The 24418-nt window shown below is 73.8% G+C and carries 16 protein-coding genes and 1 tRNA gene; 7 read left to right on the top strand and 10 right to left on the bottom strand.

The window, feature by feature from the left end; genetic code table 11:
• Nucleotides 1-56 precede the first annotated feature (56 nt).
• From AB0F29_RS28355 to ligD, 5 genes are all read right to left on the bottom strand, one after another.
• Nucleotides 57-1436, bottom strand: a complete 1380-nt coding sequence (locus tag AB0F29_RS28355) for a HAMP domain-containing sensor histidine kinase (RefSeq protein ID WP_361877566.1) — start codon at nucleotides 1434-1436, stop codon at nucleotides 57-59.
• On the bottom strand, nucleotides 1433-2158 hold the full coding sequence (locus tag AB0F29_RS28350; protein ID WP_361877563.1) for a hypothetical protein: 726 nt from the start codon (nucleotides 2156-2158) through the stop codon (nucleotides 1433-1435). Before AB0F29_RS28350 ends, AB0F29_RS28355 begins: the two co-directional genes overlap by 4 nt.
• 220 nt (nucleotides 2159-2378) lie before the next feature.
• Nucleotides 2379-2696 (bottom strand): zinc-ribbon domain-containing protein, encoded by a 318-nt coding sequence (locus AB0F29_RS28345; protein ID WP_018959034.1) that lies wholly within the window; start codon nucleotides 2694-2696, stop codon nucleotides 2379-2381.
• Nucleotides 2693-4885, bottom strand: coding sequence for a HEAT repeat domain-containing protein (locus AB0F29_RS28340; RefSeq protein WP_361877560.1), 2193 nt, complete (start codon nucleotides 4883-4885; stop codon nucleotides 2693-2695). Before AB0F29_RS28340 ends, AB0F29_RS28345 begins: the two co-directional genes overlap by 4 nt.
• A 222-nt stretch (nucleotides 4886-5107) precedes the next feature.
• A complete protein-coding gene (gene ligD, locus AB0F29_RS28335) occupies nucleotides 5108-5998 on the bottom strand; it encodes a non-homologous end-joining DNA ligase (protein ID WP_361877557.1) in 891 nt (296 codons plus the stop codon).
• 78 nt (nucleotides 5999-6076) lie between these two features.
• Here ligD and AB0F29_RS28330 point away from each other — a divergent pair, with 78 nt between their 5' ends.
• Entirely contained in the window at nucleotides 6077-7285 is a 1209-nt protein-coding gene (locus AB0F29_RS28330; protein ID WP_361877554.1) for a Ku protein, read from the top strand.
• A gap of 132 nt (nucleotides 7286-7417) precedes the next feature.
• Nucleotides 7418-9334 (top strand): protein kinase, encoded by a 1917-nt coding sequence (locus AB0F29_RS28325; RefSeq protein WP_361877551.1) that lies wholly within the window; start codon nucleotides 7418-7420, stop codon nucleotides 9332-9334.
• Here the strand turns inward: AB0F29_RS28325 and AB0F29_RS28320 are convergent.
• Nucleotides 9303-10940: a hypothetical protein gene (locus AB0F29_RS28320; protein WP_361877549.1), complete on the bottom strand. Its 1638-nt coding sequence runs from the start codon at nucleotides 10938-10940 to the stop codon at nucleotides 9303-9305. The two genes, AB0F29_RS28325 and AB0F29_RS28320, sit on opposite strands and share 32 nt — an antisense overlap.
• Nucleotides 10941-11361: 421 nt before the next feature.
• Nucleotides 11362-14622, bottom strand: a complete 3261-nt coding sequence (locus tag AB0F29_RS28315; RefSeq protein WP_361877547.1) for a BTAD domain-containing putative transcriptional regulator — start codon at nucleotides 14620-14622, stop codon at nucleotides 11362-11364.
• A gap of 275 nt (nucleotides 14623-14897) precedes the next feature.
• Between AB0F29_RS28315 and AB0F29_RS28310 the strand changes: the two genes are divergently transcribed.
• The gene (locus AB0F29_RS28310) at nucleotides 14898-16148 is read left to right on the top strand and encodes a hypothetical protein (RefSeq protein ID WP_361877544.1); all 1251 of its coding nucleotides are present in this window, start codon (nucleotides 14898-14900) and stop codon (nucleotides 16146-16148) included.
• A 445-nt stretch (nucleotides 16149-16593) separates the two neighbouring features.
• On the opposite strand, the gene AB0F29_RS28305 is transcribed toward AB0F29_RS28310, so the two are convergent.
• Nucleotides 16594-18834 (bottom strand): regulator, encoded by a 2241-nt coding sequence (locus tag AB0F29_RS28305; protein ID WP_361877541.1) that lies wholly within the window; start codon nucleotides 18832-18834, stop codon nucleotides 16594-16596.
• A gap of 288 nt (nucleotides 18835-19122) precedes the next feature.
• Between AB0F29_RS28305 and AB0F29_RS28300 the strand changes: the two genes are divergently transcribed.
• Nucleotides 19123-19452 (top strand): hypothetical protein, encoded by a 330-nt coding sequence (locus AB0F29_RS28300; protein WP_361877538.1) that lies wholly within the window; start codon nucleotides 19123-19125, stop codon nucleotides 19450-19452.
• 216 nt (nucleotides 19453-19668) lie between these two features.
• Nucleotides 19669-20253: a hypothetical protein gene (locus tag AB0F29_RS28295; RefSeq protein WP_361877535.1), complete on the top strand. Its 585-nt coding sequence runs from the start codon at nucleotides 19669-19671 to the stop codon at nucleotides 20251-20253.
• 64 nt (nucleotides 20254-20317) lie between these two features.
• Here AB0F29_RS28295 and AB0F29_RS28290 read toward each other — a convergent pair whose 3' ends face one another.
• Nucleotides 20318-21982: a SpoIIE family protein phosphatase gene (locus tag AB0F29_RS28290; RefSeq protein ID WP_361877650.1), complete on the bottom strand. Its 1665-nt coding sequence runs from the start codon at nucleotides 21980-21982 to the stop codon at nucleotides 20318-20320.
• A gap of 366 nt (nucleotides 21983-22348) precedes the next feature.
• A tRNA-Arg gene (locus AB0F29_RS28285) sits at nucleotides 22349-22423 on the bottom strand.
• Nucleotides 22424-22634: 211 nt separating this feature from the next.
• On the opposite strand from AB0F29_RS28285, the gene AB0F29_RS28280 reads away from it, so the two are divergent.
• Both AB0F29_RS28280 and nrtL read left to right on the top strand, forming a co-directional pair.
• On the top strand, nucleotides 22635-23048 hold the full coding sequence (locus AB0F29_RS28280; RefSeq protein WP_228924077.1) for a response regulator: 414 nt from the start codon (nucleotides 22635-22637) through the stop codon (nucleotides 23046-23048).
• A gap of 138 nt (nucleotides 23049-23186) precedes the next feature.
• The gene (nrtL, locus tag AB0F29_RS28275; protein ID WP_361877532.1) at nucleotides 23187-24410 is read left to right on the top strand and encodes an ArgS-related anticodon-binding protein NrtL; all 1224 of its coding nucleotides are present in this window, start codon (nucleotides 23187-23189) and stop codon (nucleotides 24408-24410) included.
• The last annotated feature ends 8 nt before the right edge of the window (nucleotides 24411-24418 follow it).

Here is a 24418-nt window from a genome sequence, read left to right as displayed (position 1 = left end):
CACGAGCTGGGCTCGTGCTCGTCACGCTAAATTCGCCACACACGGCCCGCAACGCGTCACGTTGTGTGAGGGCCCCTACGCGTTGAGCCGTCCGGGTCGTCCCTGGTGCCCCGGCCCCCGCCATCACCGGGATTCCCGTTGGCATCACCGCCGTCGAGGCGCACGTACTCCGGCAGGGTCATCCGGACGAGCGCCCCGCCGTCCGGCGGATTGCCGAAGTCCAGCCGGGCGCCGATGACCTCGGCCTGGCCGAGGGCGATGGTCAGCCCCAGACCGTGCCCCTTGCCCGCGCCGTCCGTGCGGAACCGCTGCGGCCCGCCGTCCAGCAGATACGCCGGGAACCCCGCCCCGTGGTCGCGTACGGAGACCACCGGGCCGTCCACGCTCAGCACCACCGGAGGCCGCCCGTGCCGATGGGCGTTGGCCACCAGATTGCCGATCACCCGCTCCAGGCGCCGCCGGTCCGTCTCCACCCGGGCCGCGCCCGTCACCCGCACCTCCGTGTCGGTGCCCGACGCCCGGACGACCCGCTCCGCCACGGGCGCGAGTTCGTGCACGGCGAGATCGACCTGCTCGGTACGGGCGTCGAGGCGGGAGATCTCCAGCAGGTCCTCCGTCAGCGCCCGCATCGCCCGCACCCGGTCGCGCACCAGTTCCGCCGGGCGGCCCGGCGGCAGCAGTTCGGCGGCGGCCGACAGACCGGTCAGGGGGGTGCGCAGCTCGTGCGCCACGTCGGCGGTGAACCGCTGCTCGGTCTGGAGCTTGCGCTGGAGGGTCGAGGCCATGGTGTCGAGCGCGCCCGCCACGATCGCCACCTCGTCCTGGGCGCGGACCGGGCGCGCGGTCCGGGGGTCGCGCACCCGGGCGTCGAGATCGCCGGCGCTGATCCGGCGGGCCACCCGGGCGCTCTGGTGGAGTCTGCGGGTCACCCGGCCGACGGCGAACAGGCCGACGAGCAGGGTCGCGGCGATGGCCAGCAGCGAGGAGCCGATGATCGCCCGGTCGAGGCCCCCGATGGTGCGGGCGCTGTGGCTGTAGTCCGTCCAGGTGGCGAGCGCCCGCCCGTCCGCCGGGCCCGCCGCCCACATGGCGGGGCGGCTCCGCCCGTCCGGGTCGCCCGGCCGGCGCGGTCCGTCCGCGACGACGGTGCCCCGCTCGCCGTCCGCGGCCAGGGCGCGCAGCGAGGCGGGCAGGCCCGGCGGGTCGATGCCGGACCTCGGGGGCAGCGGCTCCCCGGCCTCGTACGCGTCGGTGACCACCTCCAGCCGGCCCAGCGTCTTCTCCCGGGCCTGTTCGACCGTCTGCCGGGTCACCGCCGTGTGCACCAGGAAGCCGAGGAGCGCCGCCAGGGTGCAGCACATGACGGTCAGGAAGACCGCGGACTTCCAGGTGAGGCTCGCGGTCCAGGAGGGCGAGCGGAACCCGCGCCGCCTCATCGCTTCCCCGTGGAGGGCGCGGAGGATTCCGGGGTGGGTTTCGGGGCCTTCCGGTGCTCGGGCGTCCGCAGGATCTCGTCCCGGGTGGGCAGCATCGCGCGCTGCCGGTCGTCCCAGGACCACGCGGTGCGGTATTCGTACCCCGGGATCACCGAGGGGGCCCGCATGATCAGGTCCCGGCCCGCCAGCTCCACGCTGATGACGGCGTCGTAGGTGGACATGATCCGGGTCAGCCGCCCCTCGTCCGGCATGTAGACGCGCACGGCGAGCTGCCGGTCGGGCATCCGGATGCCGAGCACCAGCTCGTCCCTGCCGTCACCGGTCAGGTCGCGGTAGTACGGCGGGAGGACCGGGCAGTCGTCCGGGGCCGTCCGGCACGCTTCGATGTGCCGGACCGTCCCGTCCGGCAGCTCGTCCAGACCGCTGCCCCGGTCCGTCTTCGCCTTCAGCCCGGCCTGTGCCACGGCCACCGGGTCCAGCCGCCGCACATCGCCGCCGGTCACCCGGATCCCCGGGATGCGCGCGGTCTCGCCCTCGCCGTAGTCGTACGGGGCGGCGGAGGCGGGCGGCAGGTCCGGCCAGAGGCTCCTGGGCTCCACGGCCGACGGCGCGTCCCCCGCGCTCTTCAGCCCGCCGGCCGCGCCACAGCCCGCCAGCAGGGTGAGCGCGGCGAGGACGGACGCGGCGGTACGGGTCGCCGCCGGGACGCGGTGCGGGCGCAAGGCTCGCCTCCTCTACGACGACGGACGGCACGGCGGTCTCACACCCTAATCGGACGACCGTGCGCAATGTCGACTTCGTACCCCTGTGCAACGTACGCGGCCCCGCGGCCGGGGCGGTCAGGAGGACCGCGGGTTCAGTGCCGGTGCGGCTCAGCGCCGGTACGGGATCAGCGCCGGTACCGGTTCCGGTTCTCCGGTGCGGCTCAGCGCCGGTACGGGTTCAGCGCTGGTACGGGTTCTGCCCGGGAGGCGTGAAACCGGGCTGCTGCGGGGCCTGGCCGTGGGCGTTGCCGTCCTGCCCGGCCGCGGCCTGGGCGAGCAGCTGGTCCGCCTCCTCCTTGGGTATCTGCCGCTCCCCGCCGCAGAACGTGCACTGCGTGGCGTACTTCGTCGAGAACGGGAACAGCGGCACGAAGAACAGCGTGAACTTCGTGACCCGCTTGCGCAGCGTGTGTGCCGCCGGATTGCCGCACCAGCCGCACACCATCGTCAGGATGGCCAGCTGGTGGAGGTAGCCCTTGGTGCCGAAAATGATCATGCCGTGGTTCCTTTCCCCGTCCCCCGGAGTGCCTGTCGGCACAGCGCCAGGAGCTTCTCGTCCTCGTGGATGTCATGACTGCCGTACCCGCCGTCCATCGCGTTGTGACGGCGTACGGAGACGAGTTCGCTCCGCAGGACGTGTGCTGCGGCCGACCCCTCCGGGACCGGCCCCATCCGTGCCACGCATTCTGCCACCCGGACCCGCACATGGCGGCTCCGCTCCCAGCCGGCGAGCAGTGCCTCGACGGTCTCCTGCGACCGGCCCGACACCTCCCACAGGGCGATCGCCGCGTCGACCCGCAGCCACAGCTCCTCGTGCGCCAGCAGCCCGCGCAGCCGGGGCGCGACCATCTCGGCGCGCGGCCCGAGGGACCCCAGCGCCACCGCCGCCGCCCGCCGCTCGTGGACCTGGGGCGACTGGAGGCCCTCGATCAGCGCCGGCAGCACCGCCTCGGCGTCGCCGGAGATCGCCCACAACGCCTCGGCCGCCTCCGTCGCGGAGGCCGTCCCCGGTCGGCTGATCAGCGCCCGCAGCTCGGGGACGGCCTCCCGCGCCGCCGGTCCGAACGAACCCAGCGCCCGCAGCGCCGCCGTACGCAGCCATTCGCCCCGGTACTGCGGCGCCCCGCGCAGCACCCGCAGCACCTCGGGCGTCGCCTCGCCCGCCCGCAGCCCGGTCAGCCCGGCCAGCAGCGGGCTCGCCCGGTCGTAGGCCCCCTCGTCCAGCTCCATCTCCGCGAGCCTGCTCCGCAGCGCCCCGGCGAGCGGCTGGGCCGCCGCCCCCAGATGGCCCACCGCGAACCCCACGTCGTGCGCCACCTGCGGCAGCTCCAACGCCGCCGCGAGCGCGGGCACCGCCCTGGCGTCGCCGAGGCGCGCCAAGGCCTTCACGGTGGAGCCGAGGCCGGGCGGACCGCTGGCCCAGGACTTCACCCAGTCCCCGGGACGGGCGGCCAGCCGGGCGGCCAGGGCGTCCGCGGCGGGCGCGGCGAGGCCGAACAACTCCTCCAGGACATGGGACGCGGCCTCCGCCAGCCGGGGCTCGGCGTCGGACAGCTGATCGCCGACGAGCGCCACCAGCTCCTCGTAGGGGCCGCGCCAGGCCCGTATCAGCCCGCCGCTCATCCGCACGGCGTCGATGCGCTGCCGGCGGTCGGGGCTGCGCAACTGGTCGGCGAGCAGCGCCGTGCGGTCGCCCACCCGGTCGTCGAGGCCGACGTGCAGGGTGCGCAGCAGATCCGCGGCCCAGGGGGCGCCGCGCCCGGCGCTCTCCTGCGCGGACAGCGACCGCAACTGCCCCACGAGCGTCGGCGTCGCGACCTGCTCGCCCCGAGATGCCTCCGCGGCGGCCACCGGTTCCGCGTCCACCGTCTCGGCGTCCGGGTCCACCGGCTCCGCGTCCGGGTCCGGGTCCCGGTCGGGTTCCGCCCCGCCCCCCTCCGCCCCGTCCCCTTCCGGCGGGGAACGCATCTCGCGCAGGAGCCCCGAGACCACCGGCACCACATCGCCGGGCAGCCCGTCCGGCGAACAGCGCGCCAACTGGGCCAGGGCCGCGAGCCGCAGCCCCGGGGAGTGCGCCCGCGACGCCAGCCGGCCCAGCCACTGGGCGACCCGCCCCGCCAGCGGCCGGTGCCGAAGCGCGACCCGCCCGGCCGCCTCCACGAGGGCGAGCCGCACCTCCTCGTCGGGCTCCACCGGCAGCCGCTCCCGCAGCAGCGCGAGCACCCGCACGGGGTGCCGGTGCAGCGTGGCGAGCGCCAGCGGGGCCGCGAGCCGCACCCCGGCGTCCTCGTCGGCGATCAGCTCGAAGAACACCCCGGCGCCCGCGGTGACCGCCGCCGCCGCCATCGCGTAGTTCGCGGCGCCCTCGATCTCGTCCTCGTCGATCTCCGCCTCGTCGTCCTCGTCGAGGTCGAAGCCGCCGATGCTGGTGAGCAGTTCGACCACGCTGCCGCGGTCCTGCACCTCCGGGTCCACGGCCAGCTCGAACAGGAACGGGATGCAGGCGAGCGTGCAGGCGTACACATCGCCCTGGTGGTGCACCGCGCCGTACATACCGTCGAGCGCGGCCTCGCGCTCCGCCGGATCCTCGGACGCGAGCCCCCGCAGGAGCTCCGGCACATCGTCGGCAGGCCCGTAGGCATGCTCCATCGAGGCCCAGTCGACCTCGTCGATCCCCGAGAACACGCCATCCCCTCCCCACGATCACGACAGCGCCCGGACCGGCGCGCCCCGTGGCGCGCCCCGTCCGCCACACCTCTCCCGGCGCGCCCTGGAGAAAGCGCCTGCGCAGAGTGTGCACCACGGGTCCGACAATCCACCCGCCACTTGTGGCCTTTCCTCGGGCCGTAACCAGGTCATGACCCGGTCAAGACGATTCAGCTGTGCGTTCCTGTGGACCGGGGCGTGTCACGCGGGCAGTGGACGCGCTTGTTCCGGGTCGCTCAACGGCGCGATCAGATCGCCGTGCCGGTCCAGCCGGGCGGCCATGTCCCCGGCCCGGAACACCAGGGCGCCCGCCTCCCGGCACTCCGCGATCTCGTCCCAGGTCACCGGCGCCGACACGGTGGGTTCGGGGCGGGCGCGCAGGGTGTAGGGCGTGGCCGTCGTCTTGGCCGCCGCGTTCTGGCTGAAGTCGACGAATACCTTGCCCGGCCGCAGGGCGCGCTTCATCCGGTGCAGGGCCAGCCCCGGCAGGGCCGCCTCCGCCTCCACGGCGAGCCGCTTCGCGTACGCGGACACCTCGCCGGACGGGGTCGGCTCCAGTGGGACCAGCAGATGCATCCCCTTGGACCCGGACGTCTTCCCGTACGCGGCCAGCCCGTCGGCCGCGAGACGCTCCCGCAGCCAGAGCGCCACCGTGCAGCACTCCACGACGGTCGCGGGGGAGCCGGGGTCCAGGTCGAAGACCATCCGGTCGGCGATCTCCGGCGCGTCCTCGCGCCACTGCGGGGTGTGGAACTCCACCACCAGGTTGGCCGCCCACATCAGGGAGGCCAGATCCCGCACGACCACCTGCCGGGCGCCCGGGTCCTCGCTCCGCGGAACGGCGGTGGTCCCCACCCAGGCGGGCGTACCGGGCGGCGGATTCTTGGTGAAGAAGACCTGGCCGTCCGGCCCGTCCGGGTAGCGCAGGAAGGACACAGGGCGATCGCGCAGATGGGGCAGGATCACGCCGCCCGCGGTGGCCGCGTAGTAGTGCAGCACCTCGCCCTTGGTCGTTCCGGTGGCCGGATACAGGACCTTGTCGAGATTGCTGAGCGAGACCCGTCGCCCCTCCACCTCGGTGATCGGCGTCATACGATAAGAATCACACGAAACCATGCCAAAGCGTCTCTGACGCCTCCAGGGTGCTCAACGGTCGGCAAGGGGTGAACGGTGAGGTCCATATGGAACGGCGCGATCGCCTTCGGGCTGGTCAGCATCCCGATCAAACTGATCAACGCCACCGAGAACCACTCGATCAGCTTCCGGCAGATCCACCTCGCCGACGGTGGCCGGATCCGGTACCGCAAGGTCTGTGAACTGGACGAGGAGGAGGTCTCCGGCGGCGAGATAGGCAAGGCGTACGAGGACGCCGACGGCACGATGATCCCGATCACCGACGAGGATCTCGCCCAGCTCCCGCTGCCGACGGCGAAGACGATCGAGATCGTCGCCTTCGTGCCCGCCGACCGGATCGACCCCCTCCAGATGGACACGGCGTACTACCTCTCCGCCAACGGAGTCCCGGCCGCCAAGCCGTACACCCTGCTCCGCGAGGCCCTCAAGCACAGCAACAGGGTCGCCGTCGCCAAGTACGCCCTGCGCGGCCGCGAACGGCTCGGCATGCTCCGCGTCGTGGACGACGTGATCGCCATGCACGGCCTCCTCTGGCCCGACGAGATCCGGCCCCCGCAGGACGCGGCCCCGGACGGCGACGTCACGGTCCGCGACGCCGAACTCGACCTGGCGGACGCCCTGATGGACACCCTCGGCGAGGTCGACATGGACAGCCTCCACGACGACTACCGGGAGGCGGTGGAGGAGCTCGTCGCCGCGAAGGCCTCCGGCGAGAGCGTGCTCCCGGCCGAACCCGAGGACACCGGCGGCGGCAAGGTCATCGACCTGATCGCGGCCCTGGAGAACAGTGTGCGGGCGGCCAGGGGATCGCAGGACGGCGAGGGTGATGGCGGCGGCGACATGGCCGACGTCCACCCCATCAAGAAGACGTCGTCGAAGGCGTCCGGGAAGACCGCGCGGACCACCGGAGCCGCGGAGACCAGCAAAGCCGCGCAGACCACCGGAGCCGCGCAGACCACCGGAGCCGCGCAGAGCAGCAAAGCCGCGCGGAAGACCACCCACCGCACTCCGACCGGCAAGACGGTCACCCGCTCCGGAAGCTCCACGACGGAGAAGTCCGCCCCCAAGTCCACCGGAGCGAAGAAGTCCACGGCGAAGAAGTCCACGGCGAAGAAGACCGCGGCGAGGAAGACCGAGGCGAAAGAGTCCACGCCGAAGAAGTCCACTGCGAAGAAGCGGACGTCGTCGAGCGGCGGCACGGCGGCGAAGAAGACCGCGTCCTCCCGCAAACGCACCTCGGCCTGACGGGGACGCGGCCCGAGGACGACGCGGCCCGCCGTCGCCCCGCGGACGGATCACGGCCGGTGTCCTCTTGCCGCCCGGCAGGCCGTACCGCCCCGCCGCCCCGCTGTCGTACGCCCCCCGTACGCTACGGCCATGAGCGCAGAGGCCCCCTCGGGACGGGTGATCGACGGCCGCTTCACGCTGCTGGAGCGGCTCGGCAGCGGTGGCATGGGCATGGTCTGGCGGGCCCGCGACGAGGCGCTCCACCGCGATGTCGCCCTCAAGGAGGTGCGGCCCCCGGACCCGGCGCTCGCGGAGTACGACCCCGAGGGCGCCCGCACCCTGCGCGCCCGGGTGCTGCGCGAGGCCCGTGCCCTGGCCCGGGTCGACCATCCGAACGTGGTCACCGTCCACCACATCGTCGACCCCGGCGAGGACGGCTACCCGTGGATCGTGATGGAGCTGGTGGCCGGCTCCTCCCTGCACGACCGGCTCGCCCACGGGCCCATGGAACCCGCCGACGCCGCCGAGCTGGGACGCGGCATCCTCTCCGCCCTCCGCGCCGCCCACGCCGCCGGCATCCAGCACCGCGACGTCAAGCCCGCCAATGTGCTGCTGCGCCCCGACGGCCGCCCGGTCCTCACGGACTTCGGCATCGCCGCCATCCGCGAGTCGACCAGCCTCACCATGACGGGCGCCCTCATCGGCTCGCCCGACTACATAGCCCCCGAGCGGATCCGGGGCGCCGAGGGCGACCCGTCCTCCGACCTCTGGTCCCTCGGCATGATGCTGTACGTGGCCGTCGAGGGCCGCCACCCGCTGCGCCGGGCCACCACCCTGGCCACCCTGGCCGCCGTGCTCGACGAGGAGATCCCGCCGCCGGTACGGGCCGGATCCCTCGCCCCGGTGCTCGACGCACTTCTCACCAGGGACATCCCGGCCCGCCCGGACGCCGAGGCCCTCGACCGTCTGCTGGCCGAGGCCGCGCCCATGGGCGGGAGCCCCGCCCCGACGCCCACGGAGCCCGTACGGGAGCGGCCCGGGTCCGTGCACAGCACGCCCACGCAGACGGCCGCCACGCCGCCGCCCCGGCCGGGACCCGCGTCCGGGGCCGTGCCGCCCCCGTCACCCGTGTCCGACCGGAAGCCTCCGGCGTCCGCACGGCCCGGCGGGTCCCTCGCCCCGCCCTCCTCGCCCGAGGGCCCGGAGGACCGCCTCCCGACGGGCCACGGCTTCCCGCCCCCCGCTGCCACGTCCACGCCCGCACCCGGCGGCAATCCGTACCAGCGGCCCGCCACCGCCCCCTACGACGCCCCGGACGAGCGCGGCCGCCGCGTCGAGCGCCGGGTCTGGCGGATCAGCGCCGCGTCGTCCGTCGTCTCGGCCCTGGTGATCGCGGGCACCATCCTCTGGACGGCCGACCCGTTCTCGTCCCGGGGCTCCGACGACGACGACCGCCCGCGCGACCGGGTGAGCGCCCCTCAGGCCTCCGCTCCGGCGCCGGACCCGGTGGCCGGCGACACCGGCGACACCGGCGGGTCCGGTGACACCGGTGACACCGGTGACACCGGTGACACCGGCGACACCGGCGACACCGGGGAGGAGGCACCGGAGACCGTGGACCTGCTGACCCCGGACGGCGCACGGGCGGCGATCGAGGCGATGAAGCCTCTCATGGGCGGGACGAAGGTCACCGACTTCACCCTCTACGGCGAGCACGCCTCCGCCGACGCGCCGCTGAAGTCCAACGCCGCGCTGTACGACCGCTTCAGCTACCGCGACGGCCGGGCGAAGAACAACGACATGGGCGGCACCCTGCCGTCCGGGTCCACGACGATCGACCTGGACTCCGTCGACTGGGACGCGCTGCCCGCCCTGCTGAAGACGGCGGAGAAGACGCTCAACGTCGACGAACCGGAGAGCCGTTACGTGATCGTGGACCCCTCGTCGCCCTTCCACGAGGATCGCCCGGTGCTGCGCGTCTACGTCTCCGACGCGCACGGCGGCGCCTATCTCACCGCTGAGTTGGACGGCCGGGTCATCGAGAAGAGCCCGCGCCCCAAGGGCTGAGCACCGGCTGGACCGGATCCGGAAGCTGCGGCAGGTCCAGGTCGAACGGGCTCCGCTCGATGACGTACGTGCAGCTGGTGTAGGAGTAGCCCGGCTGGACCTTCGTCCCGGAGGAGTAGCTGTCCACCCGCGCGGTCGCGCCCGTGCCGTGCTTGTAGAGGAAGTGGTACTCCCCGGCGGGAAGCCGGAGCCGGGCCTTGGGGTAGTTCCTGCCGCTCGCCCCGCAAGCCCGCCGCGAGCCTTCGGAGGCGCTGTACCGCTCACAGCCGGCGCAGGCCCTCAGCGTGGCGGTGCCGGTGACCGGACCGGTATAGAGCACCTCGACCGCGTTCGGCGCGTCGTTGCTGATGACCAGCTCCATGCGTGAGCCGCCGGGCCGCTTCGACGGCGGCAGCCGCTTGCCCGCCGCCGGCCGGTCGTCGGCGATCTCCGCGGCTATGGCGATGTTCCGCGCCTGCCGCACCCGCCCGTCGCTCTTGTACGTCCGCGCGAAATCGGTCAGCGTCGTGCGCGCGTCGTCGAACTTCTCGTCCTTGAACTGGTCGACCCCACAGGCGTACACCCCGTCCACGACACCCTGGTCGGCATCGCCGCGCAGCGCCTTCACCCCCTCGGCCGGGAGGCCGGACGCGGTGGCGCCGAGACCCCGCAGCACCTCGGTGGCCGCACACGGCTCGGCCCCCTTCAACGCCGCGACCTGCTCCTCGATCCGCTTCCCGATCGCCGGCCCCACCTGCCGCGCGGAGGCGGAATCGGGGAACGTGCGCAACAGCTCTCCCAGCTCCGTGCCGCCGCCGCCCGGCCCGCCCAGACGCGACACACCGCACCCGTACAACGAAACGGCGAGCGGTTCGTCGGGCCACGCGGCGAGCGCGCCCAGCAGCTTCTCGCCCACCGAGTCCGGCAGCGTCCGCAGATAGGTCAACGGTGCGACGGCCTCACAGAGTCGCTTCTCCGCGTACGGGGCGGAGACGGCGTCGTAGTACGTCTTCAGGCGGTCCGGGACGAGCTTCGCGGCCCGGGAGCCCGGATGGTCCTCGCCGAGCGCGCGATAGGCGTCGAGCGCCCGCTCGTACTCGTCCTTCGCCGAGCCGAACGGCTGCCGCGAAGCCGCCGCGACCCGCTTGTCCCCTGCCGCCAGCCGGTCCAGCAGCATCTGCTCCCGCGCCTCGTCCCGCGCGGAGCCGTACACCACGGCTCCGCCCGTCGGCACGGCGAGCAGCACCACGCCGAGCCCGACCGCCAGAACGGGCCGCCACGCCCCGCCCAGCGCCGAACGCCGGGCGATCCGCGCCCCGTCGGCGGCGGCGAGCACCAGCACGAGCAGATACCCGACGAGAACGCCGCCGGGCACCCCGTCCGGATCGGCCGGCAACGCCGCCCACAGCAGCACCGCCGTGGCCGCCCAGCACACCGCGGCCCGCACCCAGCGCCCCAACAGGGCGTAACCCAGCCCGAGTCCGGTCAGATTGAGCAGCGCCGCACCGGTCGCACGCAGGGGCGCACCGGGCGGCGGCGGCCCGACGGCCGGCGCGTGGGAGGGCGGCGGAGGGACGGTCCCGTCGGTCCCGTATCCGTCGAACCCGTAATGATCACCGGACTCCATAACGGTCCCCCCACCGTCGATCCGTAAAAGTCACCCCGAATCTGCCCAGGGGCGCCCTCGTCCACACGCGGTCGGAGGGGCTTGTGTCAGCCGGCCGGGGTGAGGGTGGTGCCGGCCATGGTCGACCCCAAGTGCAGCCGAGGTTACGAAGAATCGTTAAACCTCACCCATACGGATGATCTAGTTCGACACGAGAGCGAAGAGCGTGCAAGATCGCACATGTCGCTCCCCCTGGGGGGCGAAGACTCAACCCTCAGTTCGACAACCCGAGCCAGTAAGCCGGCTTGAGCAGAAAGCGGTTATCGATCCATGTACAAGCTGCTTCAGTGGATGTGGGGCGCTCCGAGCGCCTGATCAGCCCTCATCGGCAGCGGCGCATGATGCCTGCCGACGACCGAACGGACCGGCACCCGGGCAGGTTTCAGGCGCCGGTCCTTCTCGTTTCCCCCGGCAGCAGACGCCGCAGGCTCTCCGCCTCGGCCTCGGAGCCCAGGCTCCGGTACACCTCCTCCGCCCTCCTCGCGTACTCCACAGCCAGGTCGCTCCGGTGCGTACGCAGCGCCGTACGGGCGAGGCCCGCCAGCGCCCGCGCCGCGGCGGGCCTGGAGCCGGTGCGCTCGGCCAGCTCCAGCGCCTGCTCGTACGCCTCCGTCGCCACCTCCGGCCGGCCCGCCGCGTCGTGCACGTCGGCCACGCCGAGCAGCGCCCGGGTGCGCTCGTAGGCGCTGTCGATCGCCAGGGCCACCTCCTCCGCCGCGGTGAAGTGGAGCAACGCCTCACCGGAGTCACCGCTCTCGGCGTACGCGGTGCCCATGCTGATCAGCGCGTTGGCCTCGCCCAGCGCGTCCCCCCGGGCCCGGTGGCTCTCCAACGCCCTCCGGAAACCGTCCAGCGCTCGTGACGTGTCCCCCATGGCCTGGTGCACCGCACCCAGGTTGGTGTCCAAAATGGCCAGTTCCTGGGCGCCGCTGTGCAGCCGGGCGAGCACCCGCGACCTTTCGAAGTGGTCGCGGGCATGCTCGATGCGCCCCTGGAGCTGGTGGATCTCGCCGATGTTGTTGAGTGCGCGGATCTGCCCCAGCAGATCACCCGTCCCCTCGTGGATGTGCAGGGTGAGCCGGGCCCGGCCGAGCGCCTCGTCGTACCGGCCCTCGTAGTACAGCGCGGCCCCCTCGACATTGAGGCAGTCCGCCTCACCGTGCAGATCGCCCAGTTCGCGGTAGAGCGCCAGTGCCCGCGCCACCAGGCGCAGCGCCGGTCCGGTGTGTCCGGCGGCCAGGTGCGCGCGGCTCGCCTGGAGCGAGCTGTCGGCGCACCCCGCCGGGTCCTTCAGGTCCTGGAAGAGGGTCAGCGCCTCGCCCGCGCAGCTCAGCGCCTCCCCGGGCCCGGTCTGCGCCAGCACCTCCGCCGCCTCCACCAGCGTCTGCGCGAGCAGCACCGGAGTGTTCCGGGAGCGCAGCGCCTCCACCGCCGCGCCGTACAGCTCGTTGGTGATGTCCCAGCTGCCCCAGATCCTGAGCGACGGGGCCAGCGCGTGCGGGAAGAGCGCCGCGTGCTCCGGGTCCTCCGCGGCCGCCGTGCGGGCGGCGGCCAGCAGGTTGGCCCGCTCGACGCCCAGCCAGGCCGCCGCCTCCTGGGCGTCCCCGAAATCGGCCGCGTACACCGACACCTGCTCGGGCTCCATCGCCCTGCGGCGCGGGTGGGTGAGGCGGTGGGCCCGGAACGCGGAGGTGAGGCAGTAGCCGAGAAGCCTGCCGACGGCATCGCCGCGCGCGCTCTCCGACTCCTCGGCGGTGGACATGCGCAGCGCGAACGCCCTTGTGAGGTCGTGCAGTTGATAGCGGCCGAGCATTGGCTCGGTCAGCAGATGGCAGTCCAGCAGCTCCTCGACGCCGCGCCGCACGCCCCCGTCGCCGGCGGGCCCGGGCGGGCCCCCCGACAGGGCCGCCGCGGCCGCCGCCGTGATGTCGGGGCCGGGGTGCAGGGCGAGCAGGCGCAGCAATCGGCGTGTGCCGGGCGTCAGTTCCGCGTACGAGAAGCGGAACGCCGAGACGAACACCTCCTCGTCGAGTCCGTCCAGCGGATCGCTCGACTGGGCCAGGCGCTCCAGGAGATGGCGCAGATCCCAGATCTCCCGGTGCCGGAAACGGCCCGCGAGCAGGGTCGTGGCCAGCGGATGGCGGTCGCAGGCCTCCACCAGCAGCTCCAGCGCCTCCGGGTCGCGAGAGGTCCGGGCGGTGCCCGCGATCCGGGTGAACAGGGTCGCCGCCTCCCGGGCCGACAGTGCGTCCACCGGTACGGAGACGGCCCCGTCCAGGGCGGAGAGCCGGTTGCGGCTCGTCACGATCGCCAGGCATCCGGGCGACCCGGGCAGCAGCGGGCGCACCTGGGCGGCGTCCCGGGCGTTGTCGAGCACGACCAGCACCCGCTGGTGAGCGGTCCACTCCCGCCACGCGGCCGCCCGCCCGTCGAGGGTGTCCGGCAGCGCCTCGCCGGTCCCGGCGGCCTGCAGCAGAAAGGCCAGCGCCTCGGCCGGGTCGACGGGCCGCCGTCCGCTGAACCCGTGCAGATCGACGTACAGCTGCCCGGCCGGGTAGTGCTCGGCCAGCCGGTGCGAGGCATGCACCGCCAGCGCGGTCTTGCCGATACCGGGCATTCCGTGCAGCACGGCGAGCGGCAGCGCGTACCCGTCGGCGCAGGCGATCCCCTCGCGCAGAAGCGCCAGCTCGGCTGCCCGGCCGGTGAAGTCCCGGGTGTCGCGGGGCAGGTTGTTGCGGCCCGGATGGCAGGACGGGGGCTGCGCGGCCGGGGCGGCGCTGGGAGTGGGGGGAGTGGGGGCGGCCGGGGCGGCGCCGGGCGCCGGGGGAGCGGGGGCGGCAGGGGAGGGAGCGAGGGCCCCGATGGTGACGACCTCCGCCCCGGGTCCTGTCAGACCCCGGTCCTGTGCCAGGATCCGCTGGTGGAGCGTCCTCAGGTCGGGCCCCGGCTCCATGCCCAGCCCCTCCCGCAGGCGGGCGTGCGTCATCCGGTAGAGCTCCAGCGCCTCGCTGTGCCGCCCGCTGCGGGTCAGTGCCAGCATCAGGGAGCCGACCACCCCTTCCGCCAGCGGGCTCTCGGCCGCCAACTCGCGCAGCTCTCCGATGAGATCGGCATGCCTCCCGAGCTCCAGCTCCAGCCGGATGCGCTCCTCCCGGACATGGCGGTGGTCCTCGACCAGCCGGGCCCGCACCGACGCCGCCCACTCGCCGGAGCTCTCGGTCAGCGGTTCGCCCCGCCACATGCTCTCGGCGGTCCGCAGCAGCCCGATCGCCCAGTCCGTGCGGCCCTGCTCCGCCGCCACGGCCGCCTCGGAGCGGAAGCGCTGGAAGCGGTTCAGGTCCAGATCGTTCCGGTCGCGCATCCGGAGCCGGTACAGCCGGGGCTGCACCAGGTCCACCCGCACGAGCGGGCCCACGGCGTCATCCAGGTGCCGCCGCAGCTTGGAGAGGTAACTCTGGAGCGTGGCCGGCCCCTTGGGAGGCGGCTCATCGCCCCAGACCCGCTCCATCAACGTGTCCACGGCGACCGGTTCGCCGCGCGCGTGTACCAGAACCGCGAGCACGCAGCGGTGTTTCACCGAACCGAGCGTGTGCTGCTGGTCTCCGTGCCATAGTTCCAGAGGTCCCAGAGCAAGAAGGTCCATTTCGCTCCCCCGACAGGTGCCCCGCTTCCTGCCGCCACCGGCAGCCGCCGCACGTCTGTGCGGAACAGTCCACTGTTCCCTGAGCCACCGGCCCGGACCAGAGCGCACAGGGGGCGTGAGCGGGGCGCATGGCGCGGCGCTTTTCCGCGTACAGCTGGAACGCAGGATTCCTGCAAGCCGCCTGTCCATGTCCGTGGGCAGACCCGTCCCGGGCCGCCATCAGCGGCGGCCTCCGCGGGCTCCGGTCCGCGGCGACGGAAACGGGGACTGATCAGATGAGCCTGACCATGCCGGACGCGTACCCGCCCCTTGTACCGGTGCGCCTGGACGTCGAACGCTGGGCCACCCGGCGGACCCGCAGGAAGGTCCTGGCCGTGGTGCACACCGTCACGGCCGGACAGCGGCTGCTCGAAGCCGTACGGCTGCTGGAGGGCGACGCCCGGGTGCAGGTGTTCTTCACCCAGGCGCCCGACGTGTTCAGCCACGGTGTGGACCACTTCCTCCAACGGCTGGGCGGCCTGGTCCTGCCCTGGCACCAGGCGGTCCAGCTGCCCTTCGACCTGGCGGTGGCGGCCGCCCACGGCGGGCTCCAGGAACTGCACGCCCCGGTGATCGTGCTGCCGCACGGCGTCGGGCACAACAAGCTGATCCCCGCCGGGCAGCGCGGCCGCCCGGTCGCCGGGCGCGGGATCTACGGACTCGACCGGCAATGGCTCATCCAGGACGGCCGGCTGGTGCCCGAATCGATCGTGCTGGCCCACCACGAGGACCTGACCCGCCTCGGCCGCGCGTGCCCCGAGGCACTGCCCGCCGCCGAGGTGGTCGGCGACCCCTGCTCCGACCGGATCACGGCGAGCCTGCCGCAACGGGCCCTCTACCGCGACGCCCTGGGGGTCGGAGCACGCCGGCGACTGGTGACCGTCTGCTCCACCTGGGGGCCCGGCTCCCTCCTGGGCCGCCAGTGGGAGCTGCTGGAACGGCTGGTCGACGAGCTGCCCCGGGAAGATTTCCGGGTGGCGCTCCTGCTCCACCCGCACGTCTGGAACGCCCATGGCGAATGGCAGATCCGCAGCTGGCTCGCGGGGCTCGTGCGCTCCGGTCTCCTGGTGATCAGCCAGCACGCCGACTGGGTCGGGGCGCTGGTCGCCGCCGACCACATCGTGGGGGACCACGGCTCAGTCTCGCTCTACGGGGCGATGACCGGGGTCCCGGTCCTCATGGGCAACGTTTCCGACGGCGACCTGGACCCCGGCTCGCCCGCCGCCGAGCTGGCCTCCTTCGCCCCGCGGCTGCACGCCGACCGCCCCCTGGACCGCCAGCTCGCCCGCGCCGCCGCGGCCTACCGCGCGGAGCGGTACGAGCAGGTGACGGCCCGGATCACCTCGGAGCCGGGACGGTTCGCCGTCCGGATGCGGGCCCTGATCTACCGCAAGCTCCGGCTGCGCGCCCCCGCCGTCCGGCCGCGTACCGACCACGCGCCGCTGCCGGTGACGGCGCGCCACGACGCCTGGGGGTACGCCCGATGACCGCGACGACCGTACGGCTCACCGAGGACGCCCCGCGGCCCGGGGTCCGCCGGACCGGAGCCGCCCTGCTGCGCCCCGACCGCCCGCTGCGGGTCGTCGACGAGCACCTGCGCGTCCGGCTCCCGGCCGTGCACCCGATGCCGCTGCTGGCGGACGTCCTGGTGGCGGAGCTCCCGTCCGGTACGCGGTCGCCGTACGCGGGCCCCGCCCGGTACGCCGCCGAACTCGCCGACTGCCACCCCGGAGCCCTGGTGGTGGCCGTGTACCGGGGCCCGCGCTGCTGGCTGCGGCTCGGCGGCCGGCCACGGCTGCTGGTCCGCGGACCGGGAGGGCCGGTACAGCCCTGGGCGGTCTGGGCCTCGGTCGCACACGTCTGGCTGGTGGCGGGCCTGGACCCGGCGGCGTTCGATCCGGCCGACGTACGGGTCGTCAGGACCGTACGCGACTACGCGCCGGCCCCGCTCCGATCGTCCCCCGACGGGCCCGGTTCCGGGGGCGGGGGAGGGGAGTCCTCCGTTTCCGACGGCTCCAGCGCACCGAGCCGGGCTCCCGCCCGGACCGCCTCCGCCGACCCCGACCGGCCGACGGAGCCGTACAGGAACACCGCCTCCCGGTAGTACTGCCGGGCCTGCCACGGCTGCCCGCGCCGCTCGGAGAGCCGAGCCAGTCCTCCGAGCACGTGGGCCGCCTCGAACCCGGCGGATTCCGCCCGCAACGCGGACAGCGCCGCCGACAGCTCCGCCTCCGCCCGGTCGAGCCTGCCCAGGCCGACGCAGGCCCGGCCGGTCAGGCCGGCGGCGCGCGCCGCGTTGTACGTGTCGCCGGCCGCCTCCAGCGTGAGACGGGCGGCTTCGGCCTCGACGGCGGCGATCTCGTACCGCTCCTGGGCCAGGGCGATGTCGGCCAGATTGAACCGGGCCAGCGCACCGGCCCGGAGATCACCGTGGGCGGGCAGCTCGGCGGCCGCGCGGGCGAAGTACTCGGCCGCGCGGTCCTGCTGCCCGAGCCGCTGATGGGCCAGCCCCCGGTAGTTCAGCGTCCGGGCGTGCCCGAGGGCGTCGCCGCGCTCCAGGAAGGAGGCGGCGGCCCGCTCGAACATGACCAGCCCCTCGGCGTGATCACCGGTGGCGAGCCTCCCCAGGGCGCCTGAGGTCAGCATCCGGCAGGACGCCTCACCGTTCCCCGCCTCCTCGGCGGCCAGCAGCCCCTCCCGGTGCGCCTCGATCCACTCGCGGTACAGCTTGCGACGCGGGAACAGCGGCCACAACGCGTCGGTCAGCTGCCAGGCGAGCTCCGGAGCGCCCATCGGGCGCGCGAGACGGACCACCGCCATCAGATTGGGCAGCTCCCGCTCCAGCCAGTCCAGCGCCGCTTCCGCCGCCGTCTGTCCGCCGACGGGATCGAAGTCCTCCTCCGCGACGGACTCCGGCTCCACGCCCCGCCCGAACTCGCGCGCCGCACCGGCGCGTCCGGGCTCGATGATCTCCTCGGCCCGGCCGGCGGCGGCGAGATAGTGGTGGCCGATGCGCAGCAACGCGGCGGCCCGTTCGTCGCCGCTCTCGTCCTGAGCGGCCCGCGCGGCGGCGTGCAGCCGCACCAGATCGTGGAACCGGTAGCGCTCGCCGCCCGACGCCTCGGCGACATCGACGAGAAGATTCGCGTCGTGCAACGCGTCGAGCGCCTCGACGGCGTCCCCGCCCAGCAGCGTCCGCGCCACCGGGGCGCCGAACTCCCTGCCCGGGTGGAGCCCCAGCAGCCGGTAGAGGCGGGCCGCCGTGGGCGGCAGGCCCTGGTACGAGAGGTCCAGCGTCGCCCGTACGTCGTGGTCGCCCTCTATCGCCAGTGCCTCCAGCCGTTCGTGCTCCTCGGACAGGGCCCGGACCATCGCGGTGATGCCCTGCCGGGGGCGGGCCGCCAGCCGCGCCCCGGCGATACGCACCGCGAGCGGCAGCCCCGCGCAGAGCAGGACCAGGGCCCGCGCCTCCTCGGGCTGGGCGGCGACCCGGCCGTCGGCGAGGGTCGCGTCGAGCAGTTCGACCCCCGCCTCGAGGGAGAGGGGCTCCAGATGGATCACATGGCCCCCGTCGAGGCTCAGCCCCGGCATCCTCCGACGGCTGGTCACCGCCGTCACACACGGTCCCGCCGGTAACAGGGGCCGCACCTGGGCCGCGGTCGCCGCGTCGTCCAGCAGCACCACGAGCTGCCGGCCGGCCGTCAACGACCGGTAGAGCGCGACCCGTTCACCCAGCGCGGGAGGCACCTGACCGCTCGGGACGCCCAGCGCCCGCAGGAACCTGGCCACCACCTCACCGGGGTCGGCGGGGCCGTCCGGCGCCTGCGCGCCCAGATCGGCGTACAACTGACCGCCGGGAAAGTGCGGGCGCAGCGTATGAAGCCAGGCCAGCGCCACCGCGGTCTTCCCCACCCCGCCCAGCCCGCTCACCGCCGCCAGCGTGGGATGCCCGTCCTCCGTGGCCCGGTCCCGGTGTGCCTCCAGGGCGCGCAGCTCGTCCGTGCGGTCGGTGATCCGGACCGAGGGCGGTAACTGCCAGGGTGGCGGCACCTCCTCCCGCGCCCCGGCCCCGGACACATGGATGCCGCCGTGCACGCTTCCCGTCTGCACCACGAAGCCGTGCACCGTGCCGCTCAGGTCGTTGGCGTTCGTGCTGTGCTCGTGCCCCCGCATGCGTCCCCCTCCGGACAGCCGAGTACCAGCTTTCACCAGACATCCTTTCCGTACAGGCGCTCGATACCCGGGCCCACGGCGATCGGCCGCGGCGGCCGCGTCCTCATACGGGGAGCGCAGGGCGGTTCGGCATATGCCCATCGGATATGCGTTGCGTAACGGGGACCTTACGCGCCGCGCACACCAACCCCGTCTTTTCACACGTTCTCCGCCTTCGGCGCCGCGCGCTGTGGCACCGTGGATCAACTGACGACCCGGATGTCCGGGCGTCCGCGTAGGGGGATCCTCATGCGATGTCGCACCGTCGCGGTCTCGGCCGTATTCGTCCTGTGCGCCACGGCGGGCGCAGCCGCCTGTTCGTCCCCGTCGGACACCGGCGACGCCACCCGTCCCGCCGGTCCCGCCACCTCCGCGACGCCTGTTCCCGTGGACGGCATGGCGGGCTCCATCGAGACGGGCGAGCGCCGGGCCGGTCCGCCGGAGACGGACGGCCGGGTCGGGGCGGGCCCCGCGGTGTGCGAGGCCTCCGCCGCCGCGATCCCGGCGGAGTGTGCCCTCGATCTCTCGTTCCATGACATCGCCGAGGGGGAGCCGGCCGCGGGGCCACCCGTGCGGTGAGACCGGCTACCCAGGAGGGGCGGGCGCACACAGGTGCTCCCGCCCCTCTTCCTGTGCCCGCGACGTGCCTGCCGGGTGTGCGTCGTTCGCACCATGGGGCCCCTGCGTCACGGAAGCCCCTTCCATCCGTCACGACGATCTCTTAGTCTCACACTCTGTTCACATATTGGTATTTGATGATCTCGCAACAGAGGTCAGGCGCGGGGGTAGTGAAGCATGCGTGAAAAGTGGCGCTCGAAGGTGAGCGTTCTCGCCGGCGCGTCAGCACTCGCGGTCTCGGTGGTCACCGTGTCGCCTGCGCTGGCCGACGGCGTACCGGCGGGCCCCCAGGAAGTGCGGATCCCGGCGGACGTGCGGATCGTCGAAGGCGGGGCCACGGCGCCCGGAGAGACCGTTCCCTTCCCGGCGGAGGCGGCGGAACCCGCGGGACCGGTGGAAGGCGCGACACCGGGCGGACAGGCGGAAGCCGTGGCCGCGGCCGCTCCGTCGTCGAGCGCGTGCCTGGGTTCGACCGCCGCCTACGGCGCCAGTGGGTGCTTCCAGCACAACGGCGACATCGTCTGGGCGGGCGACACGAAGAAGGACGGCATGTCCGCGGCGGTCGGTGTCTACACCGACTACGGGCGCGCCGAGGAGGTCTGCGTCAACAAGCTGGGCGTGGACACCTGGGCGACCTGCAACAAGGACTACCGCGAGGACGGCAACGTACGTCTCCGGGTCCTGCGCTACGACGGCGACACGGGCAAGTTCTACCAGCCCGAGACCTGGTCCGGCTGGATCCCGGTCAACGGGAAGTTCTGACGGCCGACCTCGCGGGAGCGAGCCGGACCGCGCTCCGCCAGGGCGGCCCGACCGTCGACATCCGTCAGTCGGGGTCAAAGGCGGAGGCGGTGACGTCCTGTTCGGCCCAGACCAGTTTGCCGGTGGGCGTCCGGCAGGATCCCCAGCGTCGGCACAGCATGTTGATGAGCTGGAGGCCCCGGCCGCCTTCATCGCTGAGGGTCGGCGGCTGAATATGCGGGAGGTCCGCTCCCGTGTCGGTGACCTCGACCGTCACCCGGTCGTGACGCAGCAGCCGCAGCTGACCGGGGCCGCCTCCGTAGCGCAGAGCGTTGCCGACCAGCTCGCTGACGACGAGCTCGGTGGTGTCGACCAGCCCGGCCAGGTTCCACCGGCCGAGCTGCTCCCTGACCAGCCGACGGGCGGCGGAAGCAGCGGTGGCGTCGGACGGCAGCTCCCAGACGACGACGTCGCCCTCGCCGGAGACGGGGCGGCTGGTGGACATCAGCAGGACGGCCTCGTCGAAGCGGGTGCCGGGCCCCACCCCGGACGTCACCAGAGTGCCCAGGAGAGCGGGATCCATCCGCGACACGGTGTCGCGCAGCCTCTCCAGCTGGGTGTCCAGCTCATCCGTGCGGGTCTTGAACAACCCGTCGGTGTAGAGCACGAGCCGACTTCCCGTGGGCGCCGGCAGACGGACAGAGGTATACGGGATGACGCCGGCGCCGAGCGGTGCGCCCAGCGGCACGTCGACGTGCGTGGCGTGCCCCGCGTCGTCGACCAGCAGCGGTGGCGGATGTCCCGCACTCGCCAGGGTGTAGTCCCCGGTCGCAGGGTCGTACACCGCGCACAGGCAGGTGGCGACCTGGTCGTCGTCCAGGTCGCGGGCGGCCAGATCCATGCGGGCGAGGGTGTGTTCGGGGGCGATGTCCAGGGCCATGAGCGTGCGCGCCACCGTCCGCAGCCGCCCCATGGTCGCCGCGGCCGACAGGCCGTGGTTCATGACGTCACCGACGATCAGGGCGCTCCGGCCGCCCGGCAGAGCCACCACGTCGTACCAGTCCCCGCCGACGCCGCTCATGTCCGTCGGCGGGGCGTAGAAGGCGTCGACGTCCAGGCCCGGTGTGCTCGGCACGGCACGAGGGAGCAGGCTGCGCTGGAGGGCGACCAGGCGCTCCCGCTCCTGCCCGTACAGACGCGCGTTGTCCAGGAAGACAGCGGCCCGCGAGGCGAGTTGCCTCGCGAGCGCGAGATCGGTGTCGGTGAAGGGAGGCCTGTTGCCCGCGCGAATGAAATCGGCCACGCCCAGCAGTACGCCCCGAGAGATGAGCGGCACAGCCATGTAGCTGTGCACCCCCCCGTCGCGCAACAGCGCCGCTGCTTCGGGTGTAGGAGCCACCCACCCGTAGTCGTCGGCGCTCAACCGGGCGAGCAGCACAGGCTTCCGCTCGGTCAGGCAGCGGTCCACCGCTCTCTCCTGATAGACGGAGATCTCCCCGACCGCGTCCGGCTCCAGGTGCGCCAGCGCGTCGATGACGGCCACGGCGATGGCTCGGGTGCCGGTCGGCTGTGCGTCGGCCCGCACACCCTCCTCGCCACGAAGCACCGACTCGAGGAGATCGACGGCCCCGCCGTCCGCCAGCCGGGGCACGACGAACTCGACCAACTCCTGCGCCGTGCGCTCCAGATCGAGCGTGGTCCCGATGCTCGTACTCGCCTCGTTGAGCCACTCCAAGTGGTCGCGGACCACGGAACGGCCGGCCGATGCCGCGCTGCGACGGTGCCGGGAGATCGCTGTGGCGGCCCCGCTCCGTGTGCGCAGCGGGCCCCTCCTGCGGTCGCCTTCTCGCACGAACCGAGCCTCCCGTCTGGCGCCTGCCTGGCCGGATTGAACCATACTCCCGCCCATACGCGAGGCGGCCCGGTCGAAGCGGAGGCGGATCGGAGGCCCCCCTCGGCGGCCGACCGGCGCCGCTCGAAGAGGGGCGGGGCGGACGCGCACATCCCACAGTGGGCCGCCCCGGGGCTGCGCCCACTGGGGTCTGCCCACACATGGAAACAGACCCCCCGATCTGGCTGAATGCCTGATCAGAGGGCCTGTATGGCACCTGAACTGTGGTGCCCCCGGCAGGATTCGAACCTGCGCACCCGGCTCCGGAGGCCGATGCTCTATCCCCTGAGCTACGGGGGCGTATCGCGGTGCTGCTCTGCGACGGGTGAAACACTACCAGCTCCCGCGGGGTGTCCGTGAACAGGTATTCCGCCGTGCCTGCGCGCCTCTTCGCCCCGGTCGGGCGGTCCGTGGGAGCCGTGGCCGCCCCACGGGGGCGGAAGTGGACAAAACCCGGACGCCGCACCTCCGGCCGACCTACTCTCGAAGGGTGCCAGGGGCTTACGGCCGCGTGCTTGTTGTCGACGACAACAAGGTCATCCGGCAGCTGATCAGGGTCAATCTCGAGCTGGAGGGCTTCGAGGTCGTGACCGCGGCCGATGGTGTCGAGTGCCTGGACCTGGTCGAACGGGTCCGCCCCGACGCGATCACCCTCGATGTCGTGATGCCCCGGCTGGACGGTCTGGAGACCGCCACCCGCCTGCGCTCCGACCCCCGGACCCGTAGCCTTCCCATCGCCGTCATCAGCGCCTGTACGCCCTACGAGGTCGACGCGGGTGTGGCGGCCGGGGTCGACGCGTTCCTGGCGAAGCCGTTCGAGCCCAGCGAGCTGGTGCGGATCATGCGCCGGCTGGTGACGGGGGAGGAGGAGCCCTCGGTGGACGGCCGGCGCGGCGCCGGACGGGCGGGGAGCGCCACCGGCTGACCGGGGCGGCGAACCGGTCCCGGGCCCACCGGGGCGGTGCCGCAGGGTCCGGCCGACCCGGGCGTCGGGCCGGGTCCGGCCGACCGGATGGCGAAACCGGGTCGCGGAGTGCCCCCCTCTCTCACCTACGCTTGACCCGTGACCCCCGCCGACCTCTCCCGGACCGTGCTGCGCGCCGTGCGCCGCGCGGTCGACGAGGATGCCGTGCGCGCACCCGTGCCCGCGCGCGTGCGGGTGGAGAGGACCCGGCCCGGCGGCAGCGGGGACTACGCCTGCGCCGTCGCGCTCCAGCTGGCCGGGGACGCCGCGCTGCCCGCCCTGGAGATCGCCCGCATCCTGCGGGAGCGCGTCGTCGCCGAACCCGGCGTCGGACGGGTCGAGATCACCGGGCCGGGGTTCCTGAGCTTCACCCTCGACGCACCGGCAGCGGGCGACCGTGCCGTGCTCGACGCCGTACGGGAACAGGGCCTCGCGTACGGACACGGGGACGCGCTCCGGGACGAGATCCTCCAGTTCCACCACGCCCGGGAGGTCCGCGCCGCCGTCACCGCCCACGCCGTCCGCCGGCTCGTCATCGCCCAGGGCGCCCGGGTCCGGGTCAGCTGCGAGGAGGCGTCCGACCCGGACTGGGCCCGCCTCGGCGTCACCGTGGACGCGCACGGGACGCCCCCCGTGCCGCTCACCGGGATCCGGCCCGTCCCCGCCGGGGCCACCGCGGGGGAGCTGCTGGAGCGGCTCGGGTCCGACGCCGCCCGCTGGGGACTCCTGCGGCCCGCCGGGCACGACCGTGCCGCCCTCGGCCCCGGACTGCTCGTCCAGGGCGAGTCGAACCCGCTCTTCCGGGTCCGCTACGCCCACGCCCGGGCCCGTGCGCTCAGCCGCGGGGCCGCCCTCCTCGGCTTCACGGCCGAGCGCGCCCCGGGCGCCGAGCATGCCGCGCACGGCGGAAGCCACGCCGCGCCCGCCCCGTCCAGCCAAAGCCCCGCCCCGTACGCCGAGCCCGCCCCGTACGCCCAGCCCGCCGGGCCCGCCGCGTACGGCCGGCATGCCGCGCCCGCCCCGGGCGCCGAAGGCCCCGCCCCGTACGGCAGCGCCGCCCGCCCCCTCCTCGACCTCATCGCCGACCACCCCGGCGTCCTGCTCGCAGCAGCCCGTCACCGCGCGCCCGACCGGGTCGCCCGGCAGCTGGAAGCCGTCGCCCACGCGTTCTTCGACTTCCACGACTCCTGTCCGTCCCTGCCCGCCGGTGACGAGAAACCCTCGGCCGCCCACCGCGCCCGGCTGGCTCTCGCCGAAGCCGCCGGGACGGTGCTGGCAGGCGGCCTGTCCCTGCTCGGCATCCGCGCGCCCGAACACCTCTGACGCGATCA

The sequence above is a fragment of the Streptomyces sp. NPDC026589 genome (genome assembly GCF_040638385.1).
GTDB lineage: Bacteria > Actinomycetota > Actinomycetes > Streptomycetales > Streptomycetaceae > Streptomyces.
This window is presented reverse-complemented; position numbering and strand designations above follow the sequence as displayed.